Source organism: Natrinema pellirubrum DSM 15624, assembly GCF_000230735.2.
GTDB lineage: Archaea > Halobacteriota > Halobacteria > Halobacteriales > Natrialbaceae > Natrinema > Natrinema pellirubrum.
In genome coordinates, this window is sequence record NC_019962.1 from 2,878,033 (window position 1) to 2,904,023 (window position 25,991).

The 25,991-nt window shown below is 67.8% G+C and carries 22 protein-coding genes; 14 read left to right on the plus strand and 8 right to left on the minus strand.

Translation table 11 applies throughout. The features are described from left to right. Positions 1–73: 73 nt before the first annotated feature. Positions 74–1,225 carry a chorismate synthase gene (aroC, locus tag NATPE_RS13850; RefSeq protein WP_006181127.1) on the minus strand — a complete coding sequence of 384 codons (1,152 nt, stop codon included), beginning with the start codon at positions 1,223–1,225 and terminating at the stop codon, positions 74–76. Between the two features lie 255 nt (positions 1,226–1,480). Here aroC and NATPE_RS13855 point away from each other — a divergent pair, with 255 nt between their 5' ends. Together NATPE_RS13855 and NATPE_RS13860 are read left to right on the plus strand one after the other, a co-directional pair. Next, complete coding sequence (locus tag NATPE_RS13855; protein ID WP_006181128.1) at positions 1,481–2,653, plus strand: MFS transporter; 1,173 nt, start codon at positions 1,481–1,483, stop codon at positions 2,651–2,653. A 155-nt stretch (positions 2,654–2,808) separates the two neighbouring features. Next, complete coding sequence (locus tag NATPE_RS13860; protein WP_006181129.1) at positions 2,809–3,384, plus strand: DoxX family membrane protein; 576 nt, start codon at positions 2,809–2,811, stop codon at positions 3,382–3,384. Positions 3,385–3,761: 377 nt separating this feature from the next. On the opposite strand, the gene NATPE_RS13865 is transcribed toward NATPE_RS13860, so the two are convergent. The 3 genes from NATPE_RS13865 to NATPE_RS13875 all read right to left on the minus strand — a co-directional run bounded on the left by NATPE_RS13865 (position 3,762) and on the right by NATPE_RS13875 (position 7,474). Next, positions 3,762–4,904, minus strand: coding sequence for a thiolase family protein (locus NATPE_RS13865; protein ID WP_006181130.1), 1,143 nt, complete (start codon positions 4,902–4,904; stop codon positions 3,762–3,764). Between the two features lie 85 nt (positions 4,905–4,989). After that, entirely contained in the window at positions 4,990–6,285 is a 1,296-nt protein-coding gene (gene aroA / locus NATPE_RS13870) for a 3-phosphoshikimate 1-carboxyvinyltransferase (protein ID WP_006181131.1), read from the minus strand. Positions 6,286–6,325: 40 nt separating this feature from the next. Then, a complete protein-coding gene (locus tag NATPE_RS13875) occupies positions 6,326–7,474 on the minus strand; it encodes a LolA family protein (RefSeq protein WP_006181132.1) in 1,149 nt (382 codons plus the stop codon). A 99-nt stretch (positions 7,475–7,573) separates the two neighbouring features. Here NATPE_RS13875 and NATPE_RS13880 point away from each other — a divergent pair, with 99 nt between their 5' ends. Next, positions 7,574–8,770, plus strand: a complete 1,197-nt coding sequence (locus NATPE_RS13880; protein WP_006181133.1) for a M24 family metallopeptidase — start codon at positions 7,574–7,576, stop codon at positions 8,768–8,770. 184 nt (positions 8,771–8,954) lie between these two features. On the opposite strand, the gene NATPE_RS13885 is transcribed toward NATPE_RS13880, so the two are convergent. Continuing rightward, entirely contained in the window at positions 8,955–9,392 is a 438-nt protein-coding gene (locus NATPE_RS13885) for a cupredoxin domain-containing protein (RefSeq protein ID WP_015299145.1), read from the minus strand. 101 nt (positions 9,393–9,493) lie between these two features. Next, complete coding sequence (locus NATPE_RS13890) at positions 9,494–10,513, minus strand: aldo/keto reductase (protein WP_006181135.1); 1,020 nt, start codon at positions 10,511–10,513, stop codon at positions 9,494–9,496. A 177-nt stretch (positions 10,514–10,690) separates the two neighbouring features. Here NATPE_RS13890 and NATPE_RS13895 point away from each other — a divergent pair, with 177 nt between their 5' ends. Further along, positions 10,691–12,316 carry a potassium channel family protein gene (locus NATPE_RS13895; protein WP_006181136.1) on the plus strand — a complete coding sequence of 542 codons (1,626 nt, stop codon included), beginning with the start codon at positions 10,691–10,693 and terminating at the stop codon, positions 12,314–12,316. Positions 12,317–12,382: 66 nt separating this feature from the next. Here the strand turns inward: NATPE_RS13895 and NATPE_RS13900 are convergent, their stop codons facing one another. Beyond that, complete coding sequence (locus NATPE_RS13900) at positions 12,383–13,339, minus strand: TIGR03557 family F420-dependent LLM class oxidoreductase (protein WP_006181137.1); 957 nt, start codon at positions 13,337–13,339, stop codon at positions 12,383–12,385. Between the two features lie 363 nt (positions 13,340–13,702). Between NATPE_RS13900 and NATPE_RS13905 the strand changes: the two genes are divergently transcribed. The 5 genes from NATPE_RS13905 (at position 13,703) to NATPE_RS13925 (ending at position 17,771) form a co-directional block, all read left to right on the plus strand. Continuing rightward, a complete protein-coding gene (locus NATPE_RS13905) occupies positions 13,703–14,698 on the plus strand; it encodes an ABC transporter ATP-binding protein (RefSeq protein ID WP_006181138.1) in 996 nt (331 codons plus the stop codon). Then, a complete protein-coding gene (locus NATPE_RS13910) occupies positions 14,695–15,468 on the plus strand; it encodes an ABC transporter permease (RefSeq protein WP_006181139.1) in 774 nt (257 codons plus the stop codon). The genes NATPE_RS13905 and NATPE_RS13910 overlap by 4 nt, the downstream gene beginning before the upstream one ends. 87 nt (positions 15,469–15,555) lie before the next feature. Further along, on the plus strand, positions 15,556–16,932 hold the full coding sequence (gene truD / locus NATPE_RS13915; RefSeq protein ID WP_006181140.1) for a tRNA pseudouridine(13) synthase TruD: 1,377 nt from the start codon (positions 15,556–15,558) through the stop codon (positions 16,930–16,932). A gap of 129 nt (positions 16,933–17,061) precedes the next feature. Further along, a complete protein-coding gene (locus tag NATPE_RS13920; protein WP_006181141.1) occupies positions 17,062–17,358 on the plus strand; it encodes a hypothetical protein in 297 nt (98 codons plus the stop codon). An 86-nt stretch (positions 17,359–17,444) separates the two neighbouring features. Beyond that, positions 17,445–17,771, plus strand: a complete 327-nt coding sequence (locus NATPE_RS13925; RefSeq protein WP_006181142.1) for a hypothetical protein — start codon at positions 17,445–17,447, stop codon at positions 17,769–17,771. Positions 17,772–17,786: 15 nt separating this feature from the next. Here NATPE_RS13925 and NATPE_RS13930 read toward each other — a convergent pair whose 3' ends face one another. Further along, positions 17,787–18,308 carry a hypothetical protein gene (locus tag NATPE_RS13930; RefSeq protein WP_006181143.1) on the minus strand — a complete coding sequence of 174 codons (522 nt, stop codon included), beginning with the start codon at positions 18,306–18,308 and terminating at the stop codon, positions 17,787–17,789. 153 nt (positions 18,309–18,461) lie between these two features. Between NATPE_RS13930 and surE the strand changes: the two genes are divergently transcribed. The 5 genes from surE (at position 18,462) to NATPE_RS13955 (ending at position 25,909) form a co-directional block, all read left to right on the plus strand. Beyond that, positions 18,462–19,301 (plus strand): 5'/3'-nucleotidase SurE, encoded by an 840-nt coding sequence (gene surE / locus NATPE_RS13935; RefSeq protein ID WP_006181144.1) that lies wholly within the window; start codon positions 18,462–18,464, stop codon positions 19,299–19,301. Between the two features lie 81 nt (positions 19,302–19,382). Then, a complete protein-coding gene (locus tag NATPE_RS13940) occupies positions 19,383–21,206 on the plus strand; it encodes a type II/IV secretion system ATPase subunit (RefSeq protein WP_006181145.1) in 1,824 nt (607 codons plus the stop codon). A gap of 3 nt (positions 21,207–21,209) precedes the next feature. Continuing rightward, positions 21,210–23,495, plus strand: a complete 2,286-nt coding sequence (locus NATPE_RS13945; protein ID WP_006181146.1) for a type II secretion system F family protein — start codon at positions 21,210–21,212, stop codon at positions 23,493–23,495. 2 nt (positions 23,496–23,497) lie between these two features. Next, positions 23,498–25,072, plus strand: a complete 1,575-nt coding sequence (locus tag NATPE_RS13950; protein ID WP_015299146.1) for an Ig-like domain-containing protein — start codon at positions 23,498–23,500, stop codon at positions 25,070–25,072. Positions 25,073–25,153: 81 nt separating this feature from the next. Beyond that, the gene (locus tag NATPE_RS13955) at positions 25,154–25,909 is read left to right on the plus strand and encodes a DUF2103 domain-containing protein (protein ID WP_006181148.1); all 756 of its coding nucleotides are present in this window, start codon (positions 25,154–25,156) and stop codon (positions 25,907–25,909) included. The last annotated feature ends 82 nt before the right edge of the window (positions 25,910–25,991 follow it).

Sequence of the window (25,991 nt, forward strand, 5' to 3'; positions counted from 1 at the left end):
TTCTACCGGTTTGCTACTCAGGAGCGTCTCAGGCGATCAAAAAGAATCGCGGGGTGCCGTTCCAGCTTCGGCGCTACTCGTTTTCCGGGTTACTCGGGTGGTAGTCGGTGTCGTACTCCCCCGGGCTGTCGTCGACGCGGTCGGGGTTGAGTCGGCCCGACAGCAGCATGAAGTCGACCAGCGTCAGCGCGAGCATCGCCTCGACGACGGGGACCCCACGCGGCGGGAGGACGGGATCGTGGCGGCCGATGACCTGCTCCTCTGTTATCTCGCCGGTCTCCCAGTCGGCGGTCTGCTGGGACTTCGGGATCGAGGTCGGCGCGTGCAGCGTGACCTCGCCGTAGATCGGTTCGCCGCTCGAGATACCGCCCTGAATCCCGCCGTGGTCGTTTTCGACTGGAACCGGGTCGCCGTCCTCGCCGAACTCCCAATCGTCGTTGCGCTCCTTGCCGGTCCACTCGCGGGCCTCGCGCCCGAGGCCGAACTCGAAGGCGGTCGTGGCGGGTACCGCCATCATGGCCTGACCGAGTCGCGCGGACAGCGAGTCGAACCGCGGCGCGCCCAGCCCGACGGGAACGCCCTGTGCCTCGAAGTAGATGCTGCCGCCGATGGAATCGCCTTCCTCCTGATACTCTTCGATCCGCTCTTGCATCCGCTCGGCGGTCTCGGGGTGGGCACAGCGGACGTCGTTTTCCTCCGAGTGTTCCTTGATCTGGTCGAAGCTCACGTCGGGCGCTTCGATGTCGCCGATCTGGTTGACGTGGGCCTTGAGTTCGATCCCCTCTCGCTCGAGGAGTTTCTTCGCGATCGCGCCCGCAGCGACCCAGTTAACCGTTTCACGGGCCGACGAGCGACCGCCGCCGCCCCAGTTGCGCGTCCCGAACTTCGCGGAGTAGGTGAAGTCGCCGTGGGACGGCCGGGGTGCGGTGATGAAGGGTTCGTACTTGCCCGAGCGGGCGTCCTTGTTCTGGATGACCAGCCCGATCGGCGTCCCCGTGGTGTAGCCGTCCTGAATTCCCGACTTGATCGAGACATCGTCGGGCTCGCCCCGAGACGTCGTGATCATCGACTGGCCCGGCTTTCGCCGGTCGAGGTCCGCCTGGATGTCCTCCTCGGACAGCTCGAGGCCGGCGGGACAGCCCGAGACGGTACAACCCATCGCTTCCCCGTGGCTCTCGCCGAACGTGGTCACCTGAAAGAGGCGACCGAAGCGGTTGCCGTTCATTACCACGTCCTCGGGGACCGGGCCACTTAGCCCTGCAGGGTTCGGCCACGGCCGGCGGGCCGCCGCTGCCCGGGCAGTCGGCGACAGCTTGCACGCGTCGAAGCCGTTCCGTTTCGGACCGGCCTCGAGTATGAAAGCGTCCGGATATGTACCCGAAAGCACGCGACAGCAGTACGGGACTGCGGTCGAGTCGTTCCCGACGATCCGATGTAATCACGCTTATACAGCTCAGCGAGAAAGTCACCGGTAGAGTACATGCGCTGGCAGTACCGGACGACGGTCCTCGGCCTCTGTCTGCTCGCGTTCTTCGTCACGTACTTCGCCCGGATGGCGATCAGTCCCGTCGTCCCGTTCATCGTCGCGGACTTCGGCGTCTCGAACACGGCAACCGGGGTCGCGCTGACGGGAATGTGGCTGGCCTACGGCCTCTCGCAGTTCCCCAGCGGCGTCCTCAGCGATCGCTACGGGGAGAAGCCGGTGATCCTCGTTGCCGTCGGCGGGACCGTAATCGCGAGCGTATTGCTCGCGTTCTCGCCGATCTTCGCCGCCTTCGTCGTCTTCGCCGTTCTCCTCGGCTCGGTCGCGGGGCTGCACTACGCCGTCGCGACGACGCTGCTCTCGCGGACCTACGACGAACTCGGCCGCGCGGTCGGGATCCACTCGATCGGCGGCCCGCTGGCCGGGCTCGTCGCCCCCGTCGCGGCGGCGTGGGTCGGCGTCCGGTTCGGCTGGCGGCCGGCGCTCGCGCTCACGCTCGTCGTCGGCCTGCCGGTTTTCGTCCTTTTCGCGTGGCGGATCCGCCCGACCGAACCGCGGCGGCCGGACCAGCCGATGCGGGAGCGGTTCGAACTCGCCACCCTGCTCGAACTGGTCTCGCGGCCGGCGGTCGCCTTTACCCTCGCGATCGCCATGCTCGGTACCTTCATCGTCCAGGGGTTGCTTACGTTCCTGCCGACGTTTCTCGTCGAACACCACCACTACTCGGCGACGCTCGCCGGAACCGCCTTCTCGGCCTTCTTTTTCGTCCGGACCGTCGGCCAGTTCGCCGTCGGCGAACTCTCCGATCGGTACGGCCGCGACCTCGTGATCGGCGCGTCGCTGTTTGCCGGATCGGTCGGCCTGTTCGGCCTCGTCGGCGGCGGGAGCCGCGCCACTGTCGGCATTGCCGTTCTCGCAGCCGGCCTGGGCTCGAGTTTCTTCGCGGCGATCGATCCCCGGTTTCTCGACCAGTTCGGTGACACCGAACGCGGGGCCGGCTTCGGGCTCGTCCGGACGTGCTACACCGTCGTCGGCTCCGCCGGCTCGGTCGGCGTCGGCCTGCTGGCCGACCTGTTCGGCTGGGGTGTGGCGTTTGTCGTTCTCGGCGGGCTGTTTTCGATCACGTTCCTCGCGCTGGCCGTGAACTGGGCGTTCGGACTCGGCTATTGATCGCGAGCGCAGCGACGGGTCGTCGGTCGATGGGGTGTGTCTCGCCTCCCGCCGTATGATATAGATACGTTATGAAAACCTATGCTATCACACATCAGCCCATCTATATATACTCGCGTGGTATTCTAGAGAGTAGGAAGTATTCTTCCGTTACCATGACTGCATCCCCTATTTCCACAGACGCTCGCAACACGTTCGAAAGCACCGTCGGCGGCTACACGGTCGGCGGTCGCGCCCACAGCCTCTCGGCCTGGTTCGTCCTCTCGCTCCGGCTCATGATGGGTTGGGCCTTCGCCTACTCCGGGTTCACCAAGCTCGTCGCGGCCGAACCGTTCAGCGCCGGCGGCTACCTGACCAACGTCGCCGCGACCAACGGCAACCCCCTCGCCGGCCTCTTCGCCTGGATGGGCTCGACGCCGTGGTTCGTCGAGTTCGCGAACGTCGCCGTCCCGTGGGGCGAACTCCTGATCGGCCTCGGCCTGCTCGTCGGCGCGCTCGTCCGCCTCGCGGCGTTCTTCGGCGCGCTCATGATGCTCATGTTCTACTTCGGGAACTGGGACATCGCCCACGGCGTCATCAACGGTGACTTCGCGTACATGCTCGTGTTCCTCGCCGTCGCCGCCTTCGGCGCCGGCCGCATCCTCGGCCTCGACGCCTGGATCGAAAGCTACGATCTCGGCGGCGAGACGTTGCTCGAGCGCTACCCCCGACTCGAGTATCTCCTCGGATAGGCGGCTCCGCTCTTTTCTCTCGGACAGTAAGGCAGATATCTGAACTGTAAGAAAGATATACGCGCTCACTGCTCGAAAAGGAGACTATCACGGATCGTTTCGGACCCGCTGAAACCCCTCCTGAGTATCGGAGCAGGGAGCGACGGAGTTCGAACCCGGTCGGAAAGCTGGATCAAAAAGGGGTAACGCAACCGCTTCAGGGCAGTTCGAACTCGATCGCCGCACCCTGACAAGACCACCTTTTGTCTCGCTCGTCGCTCCGCTCACGGGTCGCTTTGCTCCCCGTTCGCGTTCTGCGGTTCTCGCTCACTTCGTTCGCTTCAAACCGCACGCTCCTCGCTCGCAAAATCTGGACCAAAAGGGCTAATTCGAACGTATCAGGGCAGTTCGAACTCGATCGCCGCACCCTGACCGAAGCCGACACACTCCGTCGCGATGCCCCGTTCGACGCCCTCGCGGTTCATCTCGTGGACCAGCGTCACCGGGAGACGTGCGCCGGAACAGCCCAGCGGATGGCCGATCGCGATCGCGCCGCCGTTGACGTTCAGTTGATCGTCCGGAATGCCCAGTTCGCGCTGGGAGTACAGCGTCTGGCTGGCGAAGGCCTCGTTGATCTCGACCAGCCCGTAGTCGTCGATGTCACGACCCGCGCGCTCGAGCAGTCCTTCCGTCGCGGGGACCGGCCCGACGCCCATGACCGTCGGGTCGACGCCGGCGACGTAGCTGGTGCCGACTTCGGCGAGGACCTCGAGGTCGTTCTCGTCGGCGAACTCCCGGCTGGTCAGCATGACGCCGGCCGCGCCGTCGGCGATCTGAGAGGCGTTGCCGGGTGTGACCGTGCCGTCCTCCTTGAACACCGTCGGGAGTTCGGCGAGCTTCTCGGGGGTCGTCCCCGGACGGAGCCCCTCGTCCTCGTCGTGGACGCCGTCCTCGGTCTCGATCGGGACGATCTCGTCGTCGAACTTGCCCGCCTCGGTCGCTTCGACCGCGCGCTGCTGGCTGCGCGCGCCGTACTCGTCCTGTTCCTCGCGACTGATGTCGTATTTCTCGGCGACCTTCTCGGCGGTCATCCCCATCTGGAGGTTCCGCATCCCGTACTCCTCGTCGAGTTTCGGGTACATCTCGCCGCTGTCGGCCGCGCCCATCTTCACGCGGCTCATGCTCTCGACGCCGCCGGCGATGACCGCCTGATGGCGGCCCGCGGCGATCGAGTCCGCGGCGCTGATGATCGCCTGCGCCGAGGAGGCACACTGGCGGTCGACCGTCGTCGCAGGGACCGACTCGCCCAGCTCGGAGAACAGTGCGATCTGGCGCGCGATGTTCGTCCGCTGTTCCGAGCGCTGCTGGGCACACCCCCACATCAGATCGTCGACGTCGTCGCCCTCGACGCCGGTCTCGGCGAGCATCTCGTCGACCAGCGGAATCGAGAGGTCCTCGCTCCGAACCTCCGCGAGGGCTCCGTCTTCTTTCCCCTGTGCGGTCCTAACAGCGCTAACGATTACCGGCGTATTGCCTGACATTGTATGCCATTATTTTTCCTGGGGATAAATAGCTACCCTTGGCGGAAGATAACGTGGGTCTCGAATCGTCGATGGCTGGCGTCGGCTACGCCCGCCGCTCGAGCGCGACGCCTAGCTCCTCGAGCAGGTCGAAGAAACCGGGGAACGAGACGTCGACGTGGTCGGCGCCCTCGATCGTGGTCTCGCCGTCGGCCGCGAGGCCGGCCAGTGCCAGCGCCATGATGATCCGGTGGTCGTCGCATCCGGAGACGGTCCCGCCCTCGAGTCGCGAGTCGCTACCGTGGACCGTCAATGAATCCCGCTCTTCGGTCGTCTCGACGCCCAGCTTGCCCAGTTCCTCGGCCATCGCACTCACGCGGTCGGTTTCCTTGTAGCGGACGTGTTCGGCGTTCGTGATCTTCGTATCGCCGTCCGCAACCGCCCCCAGCGTCGCGATCGTCGGCAGGAGGTCGGGCGTGTCCTCGACGTCGACCTCGATCCCGGCGAGCGGGGCGGCTGCGACGTCGATCGTCCCCGACTCTCGGTCCCAGTCGACGTCGGCACCCATCCGCTCGACGATCTCCACGATTGCGGTGTCTCCCTGTGCGCTGGGATGTGCGCCCTCGATTCGGATCCCCTCGCCGTCGGCGGCGATCGCACCCGCGGCCAGCGGGTACGAGATCGAGGAGAAGTCGCCGGGAACGGCGTACTCCCCGCCCGCCGGCGCGTAGGACTGGCCGCCATCGACCGCAAAGCCGTCCTCGGTGTGGCGGGCGTCAACGCCGAAGTCGTCGAGGACCTCGAGCGTGATGTCGACGTACGGCGCGGACTTGAGTTCCGTCTCGAGGTCGATCACGATTCCCTCGTCGGTGACCGCACCGGCCATCAGCAGGGCGGTGATGTACTGCGAGGAGACGTCGCCCGGGATCGACACCTCGCCGCCCGACAGCGGGCCGGTGACGACCAGCGGGGCCTGCCCGTTCCCGCGGGTGCTGTCGGCCGCCGCGCCGAGATCGGAAAGCGCCTCGAGCAGCGGCCCCTGGGGCCGCGAGCGAAGCGACTCGTCGCCGGTCAGGACCGTCGTCCCGTCGGCCAGCGCCGCGGCCGCGGTGACGAGTCGCATCGTCGTCCCGCTGTTCGCGCAGTCGATGACGTCGGCCGGCACGTCGGGCCGGCCGTCGAAACCGTCGATCTCGAGACGGCCGTCGTCGCCGCGGTCGACGTCGCCGCCGAACAGGCCGATCGCGCGAGCGGTCGCCCGCGTGTCGGCACTCCAGAGCGCGTCGCGGACGGTCGCGCCGTCGGCGTAGCCCGCTGCGAGGATCGCCCGGTGGGTGTAGCTCTTCGAGGGCGGTGCCCGCGCCGTACCGGCGACGCTCGAGGGGGAGATGGTAACGTTCATGGTCACCCTGTGGCGTGGCCCCGTCTTACCGATACCGATCTCACGAACAGCCGATCGACGCCGTAATTTCGCGCAGTGGATCGTCCGTGACCAGACTCGAGACTTCGTAGCTCACGTCCTCACAGTCCCAGAAGAAGCTCTTGACGCCGCCGTCCCGGAAGTACGTCGTCTGCCCGTCGACCTCGGTTCGCTCGAGGCTATCGAGCGACGGATCGAACCGCCCTTCCTCGCGGACGACGACGAAGAGTTCCCGGGCGACGACGTTCGGATCGTCGTACCACAGCGTCGTCGTCACGCCGCCGTACCGTTCCTTTCGCTCGACGACCGTGATCCGGTCCAGTACGTACGACCCCGGGAGATCGGGATCGGGTAGATCGTAGGGAACGGTGTCCGCGGCCGCGTCGCGGGACCGGAAGATTCCCGCCGGTTTCGCGCCGTCGCTGACGACCTCTGCGTCGGCCGGGGGCTGGTAAGTAAACGTCTCCGGGTCGATGCCGTCGTCGATCGTGAACTCCTCGTACGTGACCGTCTGCGCGTACAGCGTTTCGCCGTCGTCGCTGACCGCGTTTCGTTCCTTGATCGGGTAGCGGGTCTCGTCGTCGATCCAGATCGTCCGGGAAATGTCCAACTCCTCGAGTTCGTCGGCGCTCAACGGAACGCTGTAGGTGGTGTCCCCGACGACGAGATCGATGGAGGACCCCCTGTCCTCGACCGGCGGCCGCGTCTCGATGACGTGTGCCTCCCGCCCGTCGACCGGTTCCGTCCCGGCGTAGCCGAGTCGATACTCCTCGAGCAGGGCCTCGAGTACCCGCAGCGTCCGATCCGTGTCGGTCTTGGTCCCGTGGAACTGGAGTTCCACGATCCCCGTCGACGGGTTGTACTCCCACGTCTGCGCCCGGTTCGTCACGCTGACCGAGCCGACGGGCACGTCCTCGTCGGTCGACTCGAGGACTTCGATGCGCTGTTTGGCCGGCGGCTCGCGGGCGATCCGTTCCGTCCGCGTGTCGGTTTCGCCCGGCGTTTCGATCGTCATCGACCGACGGGCTCGGAGCGCCGACATGTGGCGACGTGCGTCGACCGCATCCTGAACGATCTCCGCGCCGGAGGGGGACTCGTCGCTGCTCGGATAGCTGATACAGCCGGCGAGTACAACCCCGGTTCCTGCCGCCAAAATCCGACGCCGGTTCATACGCGGGGGATTGCCACGTTTAGTCATAAGTTTGCGGGTTCGAAACGATATCCAACCTCGATCCGCGGGATTATGTGGCCAGCTGTCATCGATCCGAATATGAACGTCGACGTGGATCTCGCCCCGCTGCGCGAGTATCTCGCCGCCGAAGGAGCCGACGGCTACCTGATCGACGACGACGCATCGGATGCGGACCAGCGGTACGTTTCGGGCTTTACCGCACCGGATCCCTACCAGACGCTCGTCACCGCCGACGGCGTCCACCTGCTCGTCTCCGGACTCGAGTACGGACGCGCCGCCGCCGAGGCCGGTGCGGACTCAGTCAGCCGCCGCGCCGCCTACGACTATCAGCGGCTGGTGGCCGAACACGGCCAGTACGAGGGCAAACTGCGGACGCTGGCCGCCTTCCTCGAGGACCACGGCGTCGACGCGCTTTCGGTCCCGCGGACCTTCCCGACGGGGACCGCCGACGGCCTGCGCGAACAGGGGGTCGCGGTAACCGTCGAGCCCGAGGGGATCGTCACGGACATCCGGGCGACGAAAACCGAGTGGGAAGTCGAGCGGATCCGGGCGAGCCAGCGGGCGAACGAGGCCGCGATGGCGCGGGCCGAGGAGCTGATCGCCACCGCCGACATCGAGGACGGCACGCTCGTTCACGACGGCGAACCCCTGACCAGCGAACGCGTCACGGAGGAGATCGAGGTCACCCTGCTACGCCACGGCTGTGCCCTCGACGAGACCATCGTCGCCTGCGGGGCCGACGGTGCGGACCCCCACGACCGGGGCAGCGGGCCGCTCGAGGCCGACGAGTTGATCGTGATCGACATCTTCCCCCGGGACAAGGAGACGGGCTACTTCGCCGACATGACTCGCACCTTCGCCCGTGGCGACCCCGGCGAGGAGGCCCGCCGGCGCTACGAGGTCACCCACGAGGCCTACGAGGCCGCCCTCGAGACGGTCGCGGCCGGCGTGACCGGAGCCGACGTCCACGGCGCGGCCTGTGACGTGATCGAGGACGCGGGCTACGAGACGCTGCGCAGCGACCCCAACACCGAGACCGGCTTCATCCACAGCACCGGCCACGGGGTCGGATTGGACATCCACGAACAGCCCAGCGTCTCGCCCTCGGGCGGCGACCTCGAGCCCGGCCACGTGATCTCGATCGAGCCCGGGATCTACGACCCCGCGGTCGGCGGCGTCCGCATCGAGGACCTGATCGTCGTCACCGAGGACGGCTACGAGAACCTGACCGAGTATCGGGTGGGACTCGAGCCGACCACCGACGCTCGAGAGTGACCTCACACGGGCGGTCGCGAGTCCGCCGGCTCCGGCACCGTCCACGGAGACCAGCAGTCGCGAGCGAGAGCGCGGGACCGACGTCGGTGATCGACGAACACCGGCGAGTACGACGGCGTCTTCTCCGGGAAAATGAGTGACTTCGAATCGCGGGCGGGATTCGCCCGTGTCGTCGCCGTTACTGCTATTCGACTTCGATATCGGCGACCATCGACGTCGGATGGACCTCACAGATGTACGTGACCATCTCGCTGCTGGCCTCGAACTCGAGCCACTGATCGTCCCCGGGTTCGGTGACCCGATCGGTCGCGAGGTCGTCGACGACCTCGTCGTTCTCGTCGTAGATCGCGATGTTGTGTTCGGCGCCGTCGCCGGTCGTCCAGCCGATCTCGTAGGTTTCCCCCTCCTGGAGGATGAGCGTCGGGTTCTCCTCGTCGGCGATCGAGTCGGGGGCGATGCCGACCCAGCCGGACGTCTGTCCGTCGAACTCGATCTGGGTATCAGGATCGATCTCGATGCCGCCATCACCGTCGCCGTTACCGTTGCCGTTGCCACCACAGCCGGCGATAAACGCCGTCGATGCTGCGACACCTGTCAGCCCGAGCATTCGCCGCCGGGACATAGCCCCATCTTGTGCCATCAACCGGATTTGGTATGCAGTAGCAATAAGCGCCTTGGAGAATCCGGACGACTGGGAACGTTGCCGTCCGACGGCCTCCGGACTCAGCGATAGCCGTCGTCGTCCGGCCCGCGAGCCGCGTCGATCCGCTCGAACTGCTCGTCGGACAGCTCGAGGTCGACCGCGCCGACGTTCTCCTCGAGTTGAGCGGGCGTCCGAGCGCCGACGATCGGCACGCAGGTAAAGCGGTCCTGCTCCATCAGCCACCGCAGCGAGACCTGTGCCGGCGTGGCATCGATCTCGTCGGCGACGCCCTCGACGGCCTCGAGGACCTCCCACGCCTTTTCGCTCGTGTAGCGGTCCTCGAACAGATCCGTGAGGCTGCCGCGAGCGCCGTCGGGCGCGATCACGGTGCCGTCGTCGGCCCGCTCGTACTTCCCGGTGAGGAAGCCGCCGGCCAGCGGCGAGTACGGACAGACCGCGATGTCCTGATCCGCACAGACGTCGAGGTAGTCGCTCACGTCGTCCGTATCGGCAGCGTTGAACATCGGCTGGGTCACGTCGAAGCGCTCGAGGCCCTCGGCGTCGCTCGTCCACAGCGCCTTGGTGAGCTTCCAGGCGGCCATGCTCGAGGCACCCAGATAGTGGACCTTGCCCTCGCGGACGAGTTCGGTCAGTGTTCGCATCGTCTCCTCGATCGGCGTCTCCTCGTCCCAGCGGTGGATGTAATAGAGGTCGAGGTAGTCGGTGTCGAGTCGCTCGAGCGTGCCCTCGATCTGGGCCCGGATGTGCTTGCGCCCGAGGCCGGAGTCGTTCGGCCCCGGCTTGCCGCGGCCGTCGAAGGGGAAGTAGACCTTCGAGGCGAGTACGAGATCCTCGCGGTCGACGTCCTCGCGATCCGCGAGCCACTCGCCGATCCAGCGCTCGCTTTTCCCGTTGGGATCGCCGTAGACGTTGGCCGTATCGATGAAGTTGCTCCCGTGGTCCCAACAGGCGTCGAGCAGGTCGTGGGCCTCCTCGCGGTCAGTCTCCACGGTGCCGTCGCTTTCCTTCCCGAAGCGCCAGGTGCCGAAGCAGAGCTTCGAAACGGTCGTTCCGGTATCGCCGAGCCGAGTGTACTCCATGGACGCGGGTTCGCCCGCCGCGTCCAAAACGGATGGGGAAGCGGCGAACGGCGGCCGTCGAGCGCATCGGCGATCCTGCGAACGCGTTCCCGGCGACCGTCCGACCGACGTGTTCGGCGCTCGGAAAGCGGTCCCCGTTTCCGAAGCTACAAACCGCTCGACAGTCACTACCCGGTGATGAATCACTGGTGGCGGCGGATCGCGCTCTCGCTGGTCGCCGTCCTCGTACTCGTTCTCGTCTACGCCGGGCTCTATCAGTTGGGAATGGCCGCCTTCGAGGGAGAGACGAAGACGTACGCGCAGTCGATCCAGGCCGTCATCGAGTCGCTGACGACGGCCGGGTTCGGCGGTGACGCCCCCTGGGAGAGTACCGCGATGAACCTCTTTGTGATCGGGATGAACCTCACGGGCGTCCTGCTGGTCTTTCTGGCCCTGCCGCTGATCGTCGTCCCGCTCTTCCAGCAGGCCCTCGAGGATCGGCCGCCGGAGTCGACCGACCTCACCGACCACGTCGTCATCTGCTCGTACACGCCGCGATCGGACGTCCTCGCGGGTGAACTCGAGGCGGCGGGCGTCCCCTACGTCTTCGTCGACGACGATGCCGAACTCGTCGTCGAACTCAACAACGAGGGGACCAACGCTATCTACGGCGAACTCGACCAGGAGGAGACGCTACGGGCTGCAAACGCCGAGCGGGCTGACGCGCTCGTCACCGACATCGACGACGAGACCAACGCGATGGTGATCCTCACGGCGCGGGAACTCTCGAGCGACCTCAGGATCGTCAGCGTGGTCGAAGACGACGAAGTCGCGAGTTACCACCGCTATGCCGGAGCCGACGAGATCGTCCGGCCACGTCGGGTGTTGGGCCAGAGCCTCGCGACGAAGGCGACGACGACCGTCTCGGCCGATCTCCGGGACACGATCGAACTCAGCGAGGACCTCGCGGTAACCGAACTGCTCGTTCAAGACCACAGCGATCTGGTCGGCCAGACGATCCCCGAGTCGGGCATCCGCGACCGGATGGGGATCACCGTCATCGGCGCGTGGTTCAACGGCGAGTTCGTCCCCGTTCCGGGGACGGAAAACGTGATCGACGGCAACACGATCCTGCTCGTCGCGGGCCGTCGCGACGATCTCACGGAGCTGAAATCGCGGACAGTCTCCGCGCTGCGGTACAACCCGGACCGGATCGTCGTCGGCGGCTACGGCGTCGTCGGCCGGACTGCCGTCGAGACGCTGGCGTCCGGGGGTGTCTCGACGGCCGTCGTCGATCTCGAGGACCTCCCCGGCGTCGACGTCGTCGGGAGCGTCACCGACGAGGCGGTCCTCGAGGCCGTCGACGTGGACGACTCCCGGGCGATCATTCTGACCCTCGACGACGACTCGACGTCGATCTACGCGACGCTGGTCCTCGAACAGGTCGCCCCCGACGTCGAGATCATCGTCCGGGCGAACGAGACCGAGAACATCCCGAAGTTCTACCGGGCAGGCGCGGAGTACGTCCTCTCGCTGTCGACGGTCACCGGCCGGATGCTCGGGTCCATCCTGATCGAGGACGAGGAGATCCTCACGCCGGAGACCCAGTTCGAACTCGTCAGGACGACCGCCCCACAGCTCGCCGGACGGAGCCTCGGCGACGTGGACCTGCGGGCGCGGACCGGGTGTACCGTCGTCGCGGTCGAACGCGGCGAGGACCTACTGACCGACCTCGGGCCGGAGTTCGTCGTCCACGAGGACGACATGCTGATCGTTGCGGGAAGTGACGAGGCTGTCAACCGGTTCGTCTCGTTGGCGTGTTGAAACGTCCAGCGGTCGGCTCGAGAGCAGTTGTCTCCCCCTCCCCGCCTCGAGCGGCGCTCACCCGACTCACTCGAACGACGGCAACACCTCGCCCTCGTAGAACTCGATCGCTTGCTCCTGTTCGTCACCGATCTGGTGGAAATAGACGTGATCGTAACCGGCGTCGATCGCCTGTTCGATGCTGTCGATGTGTGCCTGCGGGTCGGGTTCAGTGGTCGTCCCCGCCTCGGCGATGTCTGCTTTCTCGACCATCCCCGCCGCCTGCTCGAAGTGGGCCGGCGTCGGTAGCTCCTGCCCGAGTTCTCCCGGAAGCGAGCCGTTCGGCCACTGCTCGAGGATCGTCTCGATCGCCTCCGCTTCGCTGTCGGCGTAGCAGCCGTGCAGTTGCGTGTATTTCGGCCCGTCGCCGCCGGCGTCCTCGTAGGCTGTGACCGGCTCGGACTTCGGCCCGGAACACCAGAGCCCGTCCGCGTTCTCGGCCACCCATTCGGCGGTCTGTGGGCCGAACGCGCTCCCGATCGTCGTCGGCTGCTCGTCGGGACAGGTGTAGAGCCGCGCGTTCTCGACCGTGTAGTACTCGCCGTGGTGGCTCGTCGTCTCGCCGGTCCACAACGAGCGCATCACCGCGAGTGCCTCGTCCAACATCTCGAGGCGCACGTCGTGTTCGGGCCAGCGCTCCCCGGTGACGTGTTCGTTCAGGTTCTCGCCGGTGCCGACGCCGAACGTGAAGCGGTCGCCGAGCAGCTCGTCGACGGTGGCGACGGCGTGGGCGACGTTGACCGGATGGATCCGGATCGTCGGACAGGTGACGCCGACGCCGACGTCGATCTCGTCGGTCGCTTCCGCGATCGCTCCCAGCGTCGACCAGACGAACGGCGACTCGCCCTGTGCCGACACCCACGGGTGGAAGTGGTCCGAGATCGAGACGAAGTCGAAACCGGCCGCCTCCGCGCGACGTGCGATGTCGACCAGTTCCGTCGGCCCGAACTCCTCGCTCGAGAGGGTGTACCCGAGTTGCGTCATTCCCGGCCCGCTACCACGAATCGACGGGTAACGGTTGCACCTGCAAGAGCGCGGGCGCGTTTCAGTGACTCGACTCCTGACGCCGATGACAGCTGCTCGAGTCGATCTGCCGTGGCGCGCGCTGAACTGTGCCGAACGGAAGTGAGGCACAGTTCGATGCCGTGCGAGGGATGAGCGAACGCCGTCAGGCGTGAGCGAATCGGTTGGGGAGGGCGTGGCTACTCCGTGTTGCCACGATAGCAGGAGACTTCCGTTCCATCATCCTCCCTCGAGTACACACCGTATGTAGTTCCATCACCGATCACAAGCCCACGTGAACCCCGAACCGAACTCCTTACCCACGACGGGCCGGAACCGGCCCGTATGGAAGCCGTAGTCGACGCGACGGACCTCGAGAAGGTCTACGGCGAGACCGTCGCCCTGTCGGGGGCCTCGCTATCGGTCGCACAGGGGGAGGTGTTCGCGCTGATCGGCCCGAACGGGGCCGGCAAAACGACGCTCGTCCGGTCGCTGACGGGGACGACCGAGCCCGACGGCGGGACGGCGGCGATCCTCAGCACGTCGCCGGCGGCCGTCGACCGCGACCGCCTCGGCGTCCTCCCGCAGGAGTTCTCGCCGCCGGCCCGGCTCAGCGCCCGCGAACTGCTCGCGTACTACGCCGGGCTCTACGAGGACCCGCGTGACCCCGCCGACGTCCTCGCCGACGTCGGCCTCGCCGACGCGGGCGACACCTGGTACGAGAACCTCTCGGGCGGCCAGCAACGGCGGGTCTGTGTCGGCTCCGCGCTGGTCAACGACCCCGACCTGCTCTTTCTCGACGAGCCGACGACCGGCATCGACCCCGCCGGCCGCCGCACCGTCTGGCGGCTGATCGAGGACCTCGCCGACGCCGGAACGACCGTCGTCCTGACCACCCACGACATGGCCGAGGCCGAACACCTCGCCGACCGCGTCGGCCTGCTCGCCGACGGCTCGCTCGTCGCCCAGGGCCCGCCCGAGGACCTCGTCCGCGAGTACGGCGGCTCGAGCCGACTGACCGTCGAGACGGCCGCCGACCCGGCGGCCTTCGACGACCTCGAGTACCCCGTCGAACGGCCGGAGCGTGGCCGCGACCGAACGCCCGAGGCGGCGGTCGTCGTCCGGGAGATCGACCCCGCCGCGATCGGGAGCGTGGTCGATTACCTCGAGGCCAACGGAATCGAGTACACCGGGCTCTCGTGGGCCGAACCCGACCTCGAGGACGTCTACCTCGCGCTGGCCGAACCGACCGAGCGGGAGCGGACGGCTCCGCTCGAGGGCGGGAGCGGCGACGCCGCGGCGGACGACTCCGACCTCGCACAGGCGGGTGAGACCGCATGAGCCGGATGGGGCGGGTCAGGGCCGAGACCAGCGCCGGCTGGCGGTCGTTCGTCCGCCGGCGGACGGCGGTCTTTTTCACCTTTTTCTTCCCGGTGATCCTGATCGTCATCTTCGGGGCGCTCGTCCGCACCGATCCCGCGGGCGGCGGGCTGTTCACGGAGCCGGCGGCCTACTACGTGCCCGGGTATCTGGCCGTCGTCGTCCTCTTTACCCCGCTGTCGCGGATGGGCAGCGAGGTGGCTCGCCACCGCGAGGGGAGCCGCTTCGAGAAGCTCGCGACGACCCCGCTGACGCGCGCTGAATGGCTGCTCGCCCAGACGGCGGTCAACGCCGCAATCATCGGGCTGGCGAGCCTGCTCATTCTCGGGCTGGTCATCGTCCTGACCGGCGCGAACATCGCGTTCTCGCCGCTTCTGGTGCCCTACGTCCTCGTCGGCGTCGTCTGCTTCTGCGGGATCGGCGCGATGTTGGGCAGTTACACCGACTCCCAGGACGGCGCAGTCGCGGCCAGCAACGGGATCGGACTGCCCCTGCTCTTTCTCTCGGAGACGTTCGTCTCGCCCGAACTGCTCCCCGGCTGGTTCGGCCCGCTGGTGAACCTCTCGCCGCTCACCTACTTCGCACGCGGCGTGCGGGCGGCGACCTACTCGGGCGCGGAGACGGCGGCCGTCGCCGGCGTCGATCCCGCGCTCGCGAACCTCGGGATCCTCGCCGTCCTCGCCGTCCTCGCGTTCGCATTGGGCGCGCGGTCGATCCCACAGACGGACTGAAACGGGGTCGGACCGGCGGCGTCCGTTGCCCGCCGTTCGCCGCGAGAACGAACCGATTTACGCGCGGCGCTCGAATCGCCGGCCGACATGCGCTCGAGTCACCCCAGGGAGGCGACCGTCGGGATGGAGTACTACGTCAGCGACGCGGACGGCGTCGGCGGCCGCCTCCGCGCGGACGACGCCGACTTCCGGGTGCGCGAACTCGAGCGGTTCGACACCGAACCCGTTGACGCACCGACCGACGCCTACCCCCACCTCGTCTTCCGGGCGACGCTGCGTGGCTGGGACACCAACGACTTCGCCGCGCGGGTCTCGGACGCGCTCGGCATCTCCCGCGAGCGGGTCAACTGGGCCGGCACGAAGGACAAATACGCCGTGACGACGCAGCTGTTCTCGGTCTACGGAGCCGATCCCGAGGAGCTGCCGGAAATCGACGGCGTCGAGATCGAGGTCCTCGGCCGGGCCGGCCGAAACCTCGAGTTCGGCGATCTGGCGGGCAACGCCTTCGAACTCCGGGTCACCGACCCTGTGCGACCGGACAACGCCGACGCGATCACCGACGAGTTGCGGGCATTCGGCGGGCTCGCGGACGAACACCGGAGCGACGGTGCGGACGGCTCGAGCGACGACGCGACCTCGATCGGCGTCCCCAACTTCTTCGGTCAGCAGCGCTTCGGTAGCCGTCGGCCGGTCACGCACAAGGTCGGCCTCGCGATCGCTCGCGACGACTGGGAGGGCGCAGTGATGGCCTACCTCGGGAACCCAACCGACGCGGAGCCGGCGGGGACCCAGGAGGCTCGCGCGTTCGTTGCGGAGACCCGCGACTGGCAGGAAGCCCTCGAACGCGTTCCGCACCGCCTGCGCTACGAGCGGTCGATGATCCACGCGCTCGCCGAACACGACGGCGAGCCGGGGCCCGACCAGTACAGGGAGGCCCTCGAGCGGGTGCCCTCGAACCTCCAGCGGCTGTTCGTCCACGCGGCCCAATCGTACGCGTTCAACCTGATGCTCTCGGAGCGCCTCGAGCGCGGGCTGCCCTTCGACCGGCCCGTCGAGGGCGACGTAGTCTGCTTTTCGGATACCGACGCGCCCGACGGGCTCGCACTGCCCGACACCGACCGGCTCCAGCGGGTCGACGAGCGCCGGGTCGACTCGGTGACCCGCCACTGCGAGCGCGGCCGGGCGTTCGTCACCGCGCCGCTGGTCGGCACCGAGACGGAACTGGCCGACGGCGAGCAGGGCGAGATCGAACGCGCCGTCCTCGACGACCTCGGCCTCGAGCCGGCGGACTTCGACCTGCCCGGGGAGTTCGGCTCGACCGGCACCCGGCGGGCGATCCTCCTGCGGACCGATCTCGGCCTCGCAACCGACCCGCTGACCCTCGAGTTCGCGCTGCCGAAGGGGTCGTACGCGACCGTCGTCTCCCGGGAGTTCCTGAAGGTCGACCCGATCAACCTCGGGTAAGGCGGGGCTCGAGTCGGGCGTTGCCGTCCGAACCACCGCGGCGAAGCTTTTAGCACGGCGTCACGAGAAGTGGACGACAATCATGGGCTCCGCACGCAATCGGCCGTCGAACCGGGGTGGCCCTCGCGTATGATCGGCACGACCGAGGACCGCGAGATCGTCGACTGGGAGAAGACGACGGAGAACGGGCGGACGGCGTACGTCATCGAGTACAGCGAGCCCGTCCCGGAGCCGACGGGCCGCTCGAAGACGCTGTTCGGCGCGGGCAGCGGCGGGACGGTCCCGGCCGGCGAACAGTACTTCGAGATGCCCGACGGCGAACGGATCCCCGCGACCGAGGCCGCCTTCGACGCCGACGGCACGACGCTGCGGGTCCGCCGCGAGCGGTCGGTGATCGATCGCCTCCGGCGCTATCTGCCGTGGTGACGAGTCCGCCCGTTTCGATCCCGTTCGAACCACCGGCGGTATCGATCGGCAAAGAAGTTATCTGACTGTCACGAGACATCGTTCGTATGCTCGAGCCGTTCTCGCTGTTTACCTCGGTGCTGTACGTCGTGCAGGGCCTGCTGGGACTGACCGAGCAGCGCGTCCTCACCGGCGACCAGCGATCGCGCGCACAACCGGCCGCGAGCGTGCATCTCGGCAGTTCGATCGCGTTCCTCGTCGCCGGCATCGCCAGCGCGTCGTGGGTGTGGCTGTACGGTCTCCCGACGGCGTGGTATCCGACGATTCTCTCCCTCGGACTCCTCGTCTCGATCCTCGTACAGGGCTGGCTGTACCGATCGATCGGCGTCTCGGGGAGCCCCATCCTCGAGCGAGCGTGGACACGCCTGCACTGAGCGGGAGTCGATGCCTCACTCGAGCGCGCTCCGAAGCACCACGCCGAAGCCGGCGGCACCGATACAGAGCGCGAGGAGACCACCGACGCCGGTGACCGCGAGCGCGCCGCTGATCGCCGCGGCGACGAGCAGCCGTTTGAGCCACTCGTCGTTGCGCCCGACCAGCCGATCGGCGATGGCGAGATACGCGATCGCGCCGCCGACCGCCCAGACGAGATACGCCAGCAGGAACAGCGGAATCGCCACGACGATCCCGACGATCGTAACGACGAACAGCAGTATCAACAGCCCGATCGCAAGCAGCGACGCGATGCCGTAGAGGAAGGATCCGAACGGGTCCGCGAGGACGTCGTCCATCATCCGGTCCGTGTAGTCGGGCGCGATCGCGACGAGGATCGCGCCGACGACGAGCGTCGTCAGGGCAGCCGTGATCGCACCCCCGAGGAGGCCGTCGGTCGTCCCGACGTCGATGTCGATCCCGGGATCGACCTGCGTGATCACCGCGACTGCGAGGGTCGGCCAGTCGAATCCGATCATATCCCCAGAACGTCCGGTTGCGGTATAAACTGCGGTGTCGCTTTGGTACCGCCTCGAGTCGCCGACGACCGGCCGTTCGCTCGCGACTGCTCCGCGGGGAATCGACTTCGCTGAACCGAACAGCTACGTAGCTCGCCCTCAATCCACCAGCCAATGGAACTGGACTCGGACCCGCACATCCTCCTGACGAACGACGACGGGATCGACGCGCCCGGCATCCGGGCGCTCCACGACGCGCTCTCGGCGGTCGGCGAGGTGACCGTCATCGCGCCGGACCGGAACCGGAGTGCCGTCGGCCGGTCGCTGTCCTACGGGCGGACGAACTCCTCGAGCGGCGGCGATCTCGAGCTGGACCTCGAGGCTGACTCCTTTACCGCGCCGGTCCCCCACACCGATCACGAACTCGGCTACGCCGTCGACGGCACCCCCTGTGACTGCGCCATCGTCGGTGCGAAAGGACTCGAGCCGAATCCCGACATCGTCGTCTCGGGCTGTAACGAAGGGGCGAACCTCGGCGCGTACGTCTTCTCCCGGTCGGGGACCGTCAGCGCCGCCATGGAGGCTGCGTTCCTCGGGACGCCGTCGATCGCCGTCTCGCTGGACACGCTGGGCTACGACGACGACCTCGAGCCGGCGGCCTTCGAGCGGGCGGGCGAGATCACCGCCGACCTCGTGGCCGGCGCACCCGGAACCGGCCTCTTCGATCGCGTGGATTACCTGAACGTCAACGTCCCGCGTCCCGATCGGGAGCCCAACGGTCACGCGCTGACCCGGCCGACAGAAGTCTACGAGATGGACGCCGCCTTCGAGAACGGCCGGTTCCAGCTGACCAATCGCCTCTGGCAACAGATGGCAAACCGGGACATCCCCGACGGCGAGGATACCGACCGCCACGCCGTCCTCGAGAACGAGGTGTCGGTCTCGCCGCTGCGGGTCCCCTACGAGGTCGTCGACACGGAGCCGGTTCGGAACGTCCTCGCCGACATCCTGTAGCCGGTGACTGTCGCGGCGGCCGGACCTTCATCGACCATGACGGTTTAGGTGGTTCGGTCACAAGGAAAACGCAGTTCATCGATGCCGGACGGCAACCATTCGACAGGAGACGGGAACCCAAGCCGCGTTCCCTCGAACCCGCCCAGCGACATTGGCCCGGCCTCGAGCCTCGAGGACGATGGCGACGCCGGCACTGACGACGCGCTCGAGACGGGGACTGGCCCGGATCCGACCTCGGCTATCGCCCCGGACGACTCCCGGTCTGCGGACGCGATCAGAGACGCCGTCCTCGACGACGTTCGCGCGTCCTTCGACGACCGGCCTGCGGACGCGTTTCCGGGGCGACCCTCCGACGCGTTCATCGACGAGGAGTTCTTCGATTTCGGCTATCTCGAGGCCTACGAAGAGGTCGAGCGCTACTGGGTGAACCGCCCCTACGCCTACGTGACGATCCTCTACGACGAGGCGACCAACACCAACCGGTATCACGTCGTCGAACCCGACTTAGACGAGTTCGAGGAGTACGTCCGCGAGGACCTCATCCGATCGCTGCGCAGCGACCTGCTGTACAAGGAGTTCGACGGCGAGGTCGACCGGGCGGCGACCTTCGACGAGGAGGTCCCTCGCGTCATGCGCGAACACGCGGCTACCGTCGGCGACGGCTCGCTCCACCAGCTGCTGTACTACCTGCGCCGGGACTTCGTGAGCTACGGGAAGATCGACCCCATCATGCGCGACCGGGGCGTCGAGGACGTCTCCTGTGACGGCGCGGACCGGCCGGTCTTCGTCTACCATCACGGCTACCGGGACCTGCGGACGAACCTCTCCTTTAGTGACGAGCGCCTGAGCGCCTACGTCGTCCGGCTCGCCCAGCGGGCCGGCAAACACCTCTCGGTAGCCGATCCGCTCGTCGACGCCTCCCTGCCCGACGGCTCCCGGGTCCAGCTGACGCTGGGCGGCGAGGTGACCACCGGCGGGCCGAACTTCACCGTCCGGAAGTTCGCCGAAGTGCCGTTCACGCCCGTGGATCTGGTCAACTGGGGCACCTTCAGCCTCGAGGAGATGGCCTACCTCTGGCTGGCCGTCGAGAACAACGCCTCCGTGCTGTTCGCGGGCGGCACGGGCTCGGGGAAGACGACGAGCCTCAACGCCGTCTCGATGTTTGTCCCGCCTGAAAGCAAGGTCGTCTCGATCGAGGACACGCCCGAGTTGACCCTGCCTCACGACAACTGGATTCAAAGCGTCACCCGCGAGGGGGTCACCGCCGGCGGCCGTGGCTCCGTCTCGATGTTCGACCTCCTGCAGGCCGCTCTGCGCCAGCGGCCGGAGTATCTCGTCATCGGCGAGATCCGGACCGAGACCGACGTCGCCCTGACCTTCTTCCAGTCGATCGCCACCGGCCACACTGCCTATACGACCTTCCACGCCGACTCGGTGCGGGGCCTGCTGAGCCGCCTGCAGAACGAGCCGCTGAACGTCCCGACGGGGATGATCGGCAACCTCGACATCGTCTCCATCCAGCGCCAGACGACACAGGAGGGCAAACGCGTCAGGCGAAACCGCCGGCTCGTCGAGTTCGGCCACCACGAGGACGAGGGCGACGGCGTCGACCCCCACGAGGTGTTCCGGTACGAGCCCGCATCGGACGGGTTCGAGCGGAGCGCCGACTCGCGAGTCCTCGAGCGGATCGCCGACGAGCGAGGGTGGCCCCACGGCCGCATCGAGCGCGAACTCGAGCGCCGGGCGGCCGTCCTCGAGTACCTCCTCGACGAGGGGATCACCGACTACGAGCGCGTCGCCCGCGTGATTCAGGGATTCATCCGGGACCCAACGTACGTCTTGGAGGAGGTCCGCGCCGGCGACCTCGATCCCGAGACCATCGCAGTAACGGAGGCCGACGACTGAACCGTGACCGACCGCGACCGAACCGACGACGGTCCCGACCGCGATTCCGCGCCCGCGACCGACGACCCCTCCTTCCGCGAACCGGCGGTCGACGAGGAGACGGCCGAGGCCGTCCTCGAGGACGCGTTCGACGATGGTCCGAACCCGCTCGAAGCGGGGGACGGTGATCGGACCACCGGCGACGACGGCGACGCGGAACGCGACGAGTCGGAGGCGGCCGCGCTGTTCGACGCGCTCGAGGGAGACGGGCGAGGCGACCGCCGCGAAGCCGAGCCGGAACCGGAGGAGGCGCTCAGCCAGCCCCTCCTCGAGGAGCGCCAGCTCGGCGCGGAGGAGCAACTCGAGTTGCGCGAGGCCTACGGGCGGGTCCGAACGTTCTTCAAGACCCGGCCGGAGCGATATCGCGGGCTACAACGGCGGCTCAAGCAGGCCCGGATCCGGGCCACCTACGACACGTATCTGACCGACAGCGTCAGACTTGCCGCGATCGCGGCGATCGGCGCGTGGGTCGTCGCGTTCCTCGGGCTCCTCGGGTCGGCGCTTACCGGGACGCTGGTCGACGTACTGGGGCCGGTGTTCGGCCTCGCCGGTATCACTCGCGGTGTCTTCCTGACGGCCCCGCTGCTCGTGGCGGGGCTGGTAGTGCCGGTCGTCTGTTCGACCGTCGCCGCAAGCGCCGTCTGGATCGGTCGGAACTACTACTACCCGCGCACCGTCGTCGCGGCGCGACGCCGCAGCATCGCGTTGAACCTCCCCTACGCGATCACGTTCATGTACGCGCTGACCAGCGGCGGGATGAACGTTATCGAGGTCTGTCGCCGACTGGGCGACAGCGAGGCGGTCTACGGCGAGGTGGCAAACGAGTTCGACCTCGTCGTCCGCGAGATCGACCTGTTCGGCAACGACCTGTTGGGGGCGCTCGACAACGTCCGGACGCTGACCCCCAGCGACGAGTTCCGCCGGTTCCTCGACGACCTACTGGGCGTCATCGAGTCCGGCGGCGATCTCGAGACGTTCCTCGAGGCGGAGTCCGAGGAAGCCATCGACGACGCACTCGAGGCCCAGTCGTCGTTCATCGAGACGCTGGGAGTACTCAGCGAGGTGTTCGTCGTCGCGTTCGTCGCCGCGCCGCTGTTTCTGATCGTCGTCCTGATGGTCGTGAGCTTCCTCGGCGCGGAGACGGTCGGCACGATAGCCGTCCTCGTCTACGTCGGCTTCCCGCTGGCGATGATCGGCTTCTTACTGCTGGTCGACCTGCTCTCGCGGCCGTTCGAGGTGCCGACGGCCACGCTCGCGGATGCGGACGACCGGACGGTCGACCCGGAGGACGTCGCCGATGATCCGCGATTCGACGCCTACGAACGGGCCAAGCGCGATACGGGCGTCCGGGCGTTCCTGTCGGACCCGTTCCGAGCGATCCGACGCCAGCCGCGGCTCTCGCTGGCGGTGACGGTGCCCGCGGGTCTCGCCGTCGCCGGCCTCGCGATCCGGTCCGGGATGGCCGACCCGACCGTCGCCGGGGTCCTCGCGGCCCCGCTGCAGTCGACCGTCGGGCTGGCCGTCGCGCCGCTGGTGACCGCGACCGCACCGCTTGCAGTCCTCCACGAGCGCGAGCGCCGGCGGACCGAAACGATCACCGAGCGGTTCCCCGACGTGTTGGGCATCCTCGCCAGCGCGAACCAGATGGGGGTCGACGTCGTCGATGCCTTCGAACTAGTCACGCGGTGGGCCAGCGGGACGCTCGCGGTCGAACTCCGTCGTGTCCGCAACGACGTCGCGTGGAACCACGACCTGACCGGTGCCCTGCTTTCCTTCGCCGACCGGCTGAACGTCCCCCAGCTCACCCGGACGATGACGCTGGTCGCCGAGGGAAGCCGCTCGAGCGGCGACCTCCATGGCCTGCTCGAGATCGCGGCGAAAAACACTCGGGCACAGGCGAAGATCGCCCGGGAGCGCCGTCGCGAGGTCGGTTCCTACGTAGCGATCGTCGTGATCGGCTTTCTGGTCTACCTGCTGGTGATCGTCATGGTCAGTGCGAGCTACCTGACACCGATCGCGGAGTTGGCCGCCGAGTCGGACGCGACGGCGGCCACGGCGGAGAGTCCGGTTTCGCTGGGTGACATTCCCGTCGATGCCTACGAGGCCCTCTTCCTCCACTCGGCGCTCATTCAGGGGTTCGGGAGCGGACTCATCGCAGGGAAACTGGCCGACAACGACGTCGTCAGCGGCCTCAAGTACGGGCTGGGATTGGTCGTCCTCACCGTCGTCGCGTTCTACCTCCTGGTGTAACCATGATGGGACCTCACTCCGACGACCGGCACGACACCGACTCGCGACCGATCGGGCGGTTCGGCGGCTCCGGATCGGGCTCGGATGCCGATCGGGCCGTCTCGCCGGTCATCGGCGCGATCCTGATGTTCGCGCTCGCGCTCGCCTTGCTCGCGCTCCTCCAGACGACGGCGATCCCTGCCCTGAACGAGAACCTCGAGTTCCAGCACAACGACCGGGTTCGAGGCGACCTGGGCGAGGTCGACGGAGCCGTCGATCGGGTGGCCGCGTCCGGCAACGGGGAGACGGTCGCGATCGGGGCCGGATTCCGCTATCCGCCGCGGCTATTCTTCGTCAACCCGCCGCCGGCGTCCGGGACCGTGCGGACGACCGACGCCGGGACCGTCGCGATCGACAACGCCGCGGCGGCCGGCGAGACCGGCGACTACTGGAACGGCACGCCGCGGACGTTCGAGACCCGCGCGCTCGAGTACGTCCCCGACTACAACGAGTACGGGGGCGCACCGACGACCGTCGTGGAGCCGTGGGTCCGCTACGACCGGTTCGACGAGCGAGCCGTCACGCGATCCGAGCAGGACCTCGTCGACGGTCGCCGGCTCGATCTCGTCGCGCTCGAGGGCGAGCGGTCGGTCTCGCGGGCGGACGACGTTTCGATCGACGTCGACCCGACCAGCGCGCCGGCCCGGACAGTGACGGTTAGCGACCGAGGTGAGCCGATCACGCTGACGCTGCCGAGCCGGCTCTCCGAGGACGAGTGGCGGGACCTCCTCGCGGCCGAACTCGACCCTGCAGGCGATTCCGATGACGATCGGTACGTCACGAGCGTGGACTGTCGGCAAGCGCCGCCCGAGCCCTGCGGACAGGTGACCCTGACCCTCGAGGAAGGGGCGACCTACGAACTCCGGCTTGGGGCGGTCTCGGTCGGCGACGGTGGGAGCGACGGGACCGCGGCGTATCTCACCGACCTCGAGGGAGACGAGACCGCGATCCCCGAAAGCGGCCGCCAGCGACTGGTCGTCGAGGCCCGCGATCGGTTCGACAACCCTGTCAGCGGCGTGGCGGTAACCGGCAGCGTCGACGGCGACGGAACGGTTCGGCCGGTCGAGCCGGTCACCGACGCCGAGGGACGGGCGACGTTCGTCTACGAGGCCCCGGCTGACGTGGACGGGACCCGCGACATCGAGGCGACCCTGCAGTTTGGCGACGGAGCCGAGCGGACGGCAACGTTCGACATCCGCGTGATGGACCGGGACGGCGACGGGGCCACCTCGTCCGTCGCGCCCGGCGCGACGATCACCGATGTGGTCGCAAACACCGGCGGGAACGACCGCTACGACGTCACGCTCAACGCGACCGACGTCAACGGCGACCTCGCGGGGGCCGTGTTCGAACTGCGCGATCCCGACACCGGAACCGTCATCGACCGGGTCGAACGGGGCCTGCGCGGCGACGCCGACACCGCGAGCGCGAGACTAACGGCACGCGGGAACGACCGCCGCAGAAGCTACCGGATCGTCGCGACCGTCACCGACGGGGCCGGCAACGTCGCGAGCGACGAGCGGATCGTCAGCGGCTGACGCCAGCCGCGGCAACGGGCGACCGCCGCCGTGCCCGTTCGAACGCAAGTCTGTTTTAGGTCCGTCCCCTCAACGGCGAGTATGGAGTGTCGTCACTGCGCGTCGCCCCTCGAGAAACCCGGCGACTTCTGTCTGGTCTGCCGGGAGGCGAACACGGAAGCGATCGTCCTCGAGGCGGCACGCGACAGGGCGACGATTACGATGCTCGCCGGCGAGCCCGACGAGCGCGATCCGGACGCAACCGACCCCGAGGAACTGGTCCTCGGGGAGACGACGATCACGACGACGCCGGAAGACGGCGAGAACGAGCCGATCGAACTCCGGAACTTCGCGGGGCTGATCGGCGACGAGATCCGCCGCAAGCGCCCCGAGGAGGTCTACGCCGGCGGGTCGCGGGCGGTGATCCGCGCCGTCCGCGAGGACGTCCACCACCCGTTCTATCGCGTCGACGACGACGATCCCGTGCAGGCGGTCCTCGAGCGTCGCGGGAATCGCGCGCTCGACGTCGTCGAGACGCCGCCGGCCGAGAAGATCGGCGGCAGCCACTCGACGCTGATCGGCGGCCGAACGGGGATGAGCGCTATCCAGACCGTCGCCGGACACCCACACGTCAAGAAGGTGATCCCCGGCCCCATCGACGCCGGCGGCAAGGGCTCTCAGTCCGGCATGCGCGCGAAGGTGACCCGTGCCGACGACGGCGGCAACGTTCGCATGCTGCTCCGAGACGGTTCGAGCGTCCAGGAGAACCGCGTCGTCACGACCGCCCGCGATCGCGAGATGGGCGAGCGCATCCGCGAGGACTTGAACGACGTCCTCTCGGACGCGGAATTCCAGTGACGGCGTCGATTTCGGTCCCGACGGCAGTCGTCCGGCCGTGACTCTCTCGAGGCAAGTATTGTACCGAATCGGTGGAGGAGTC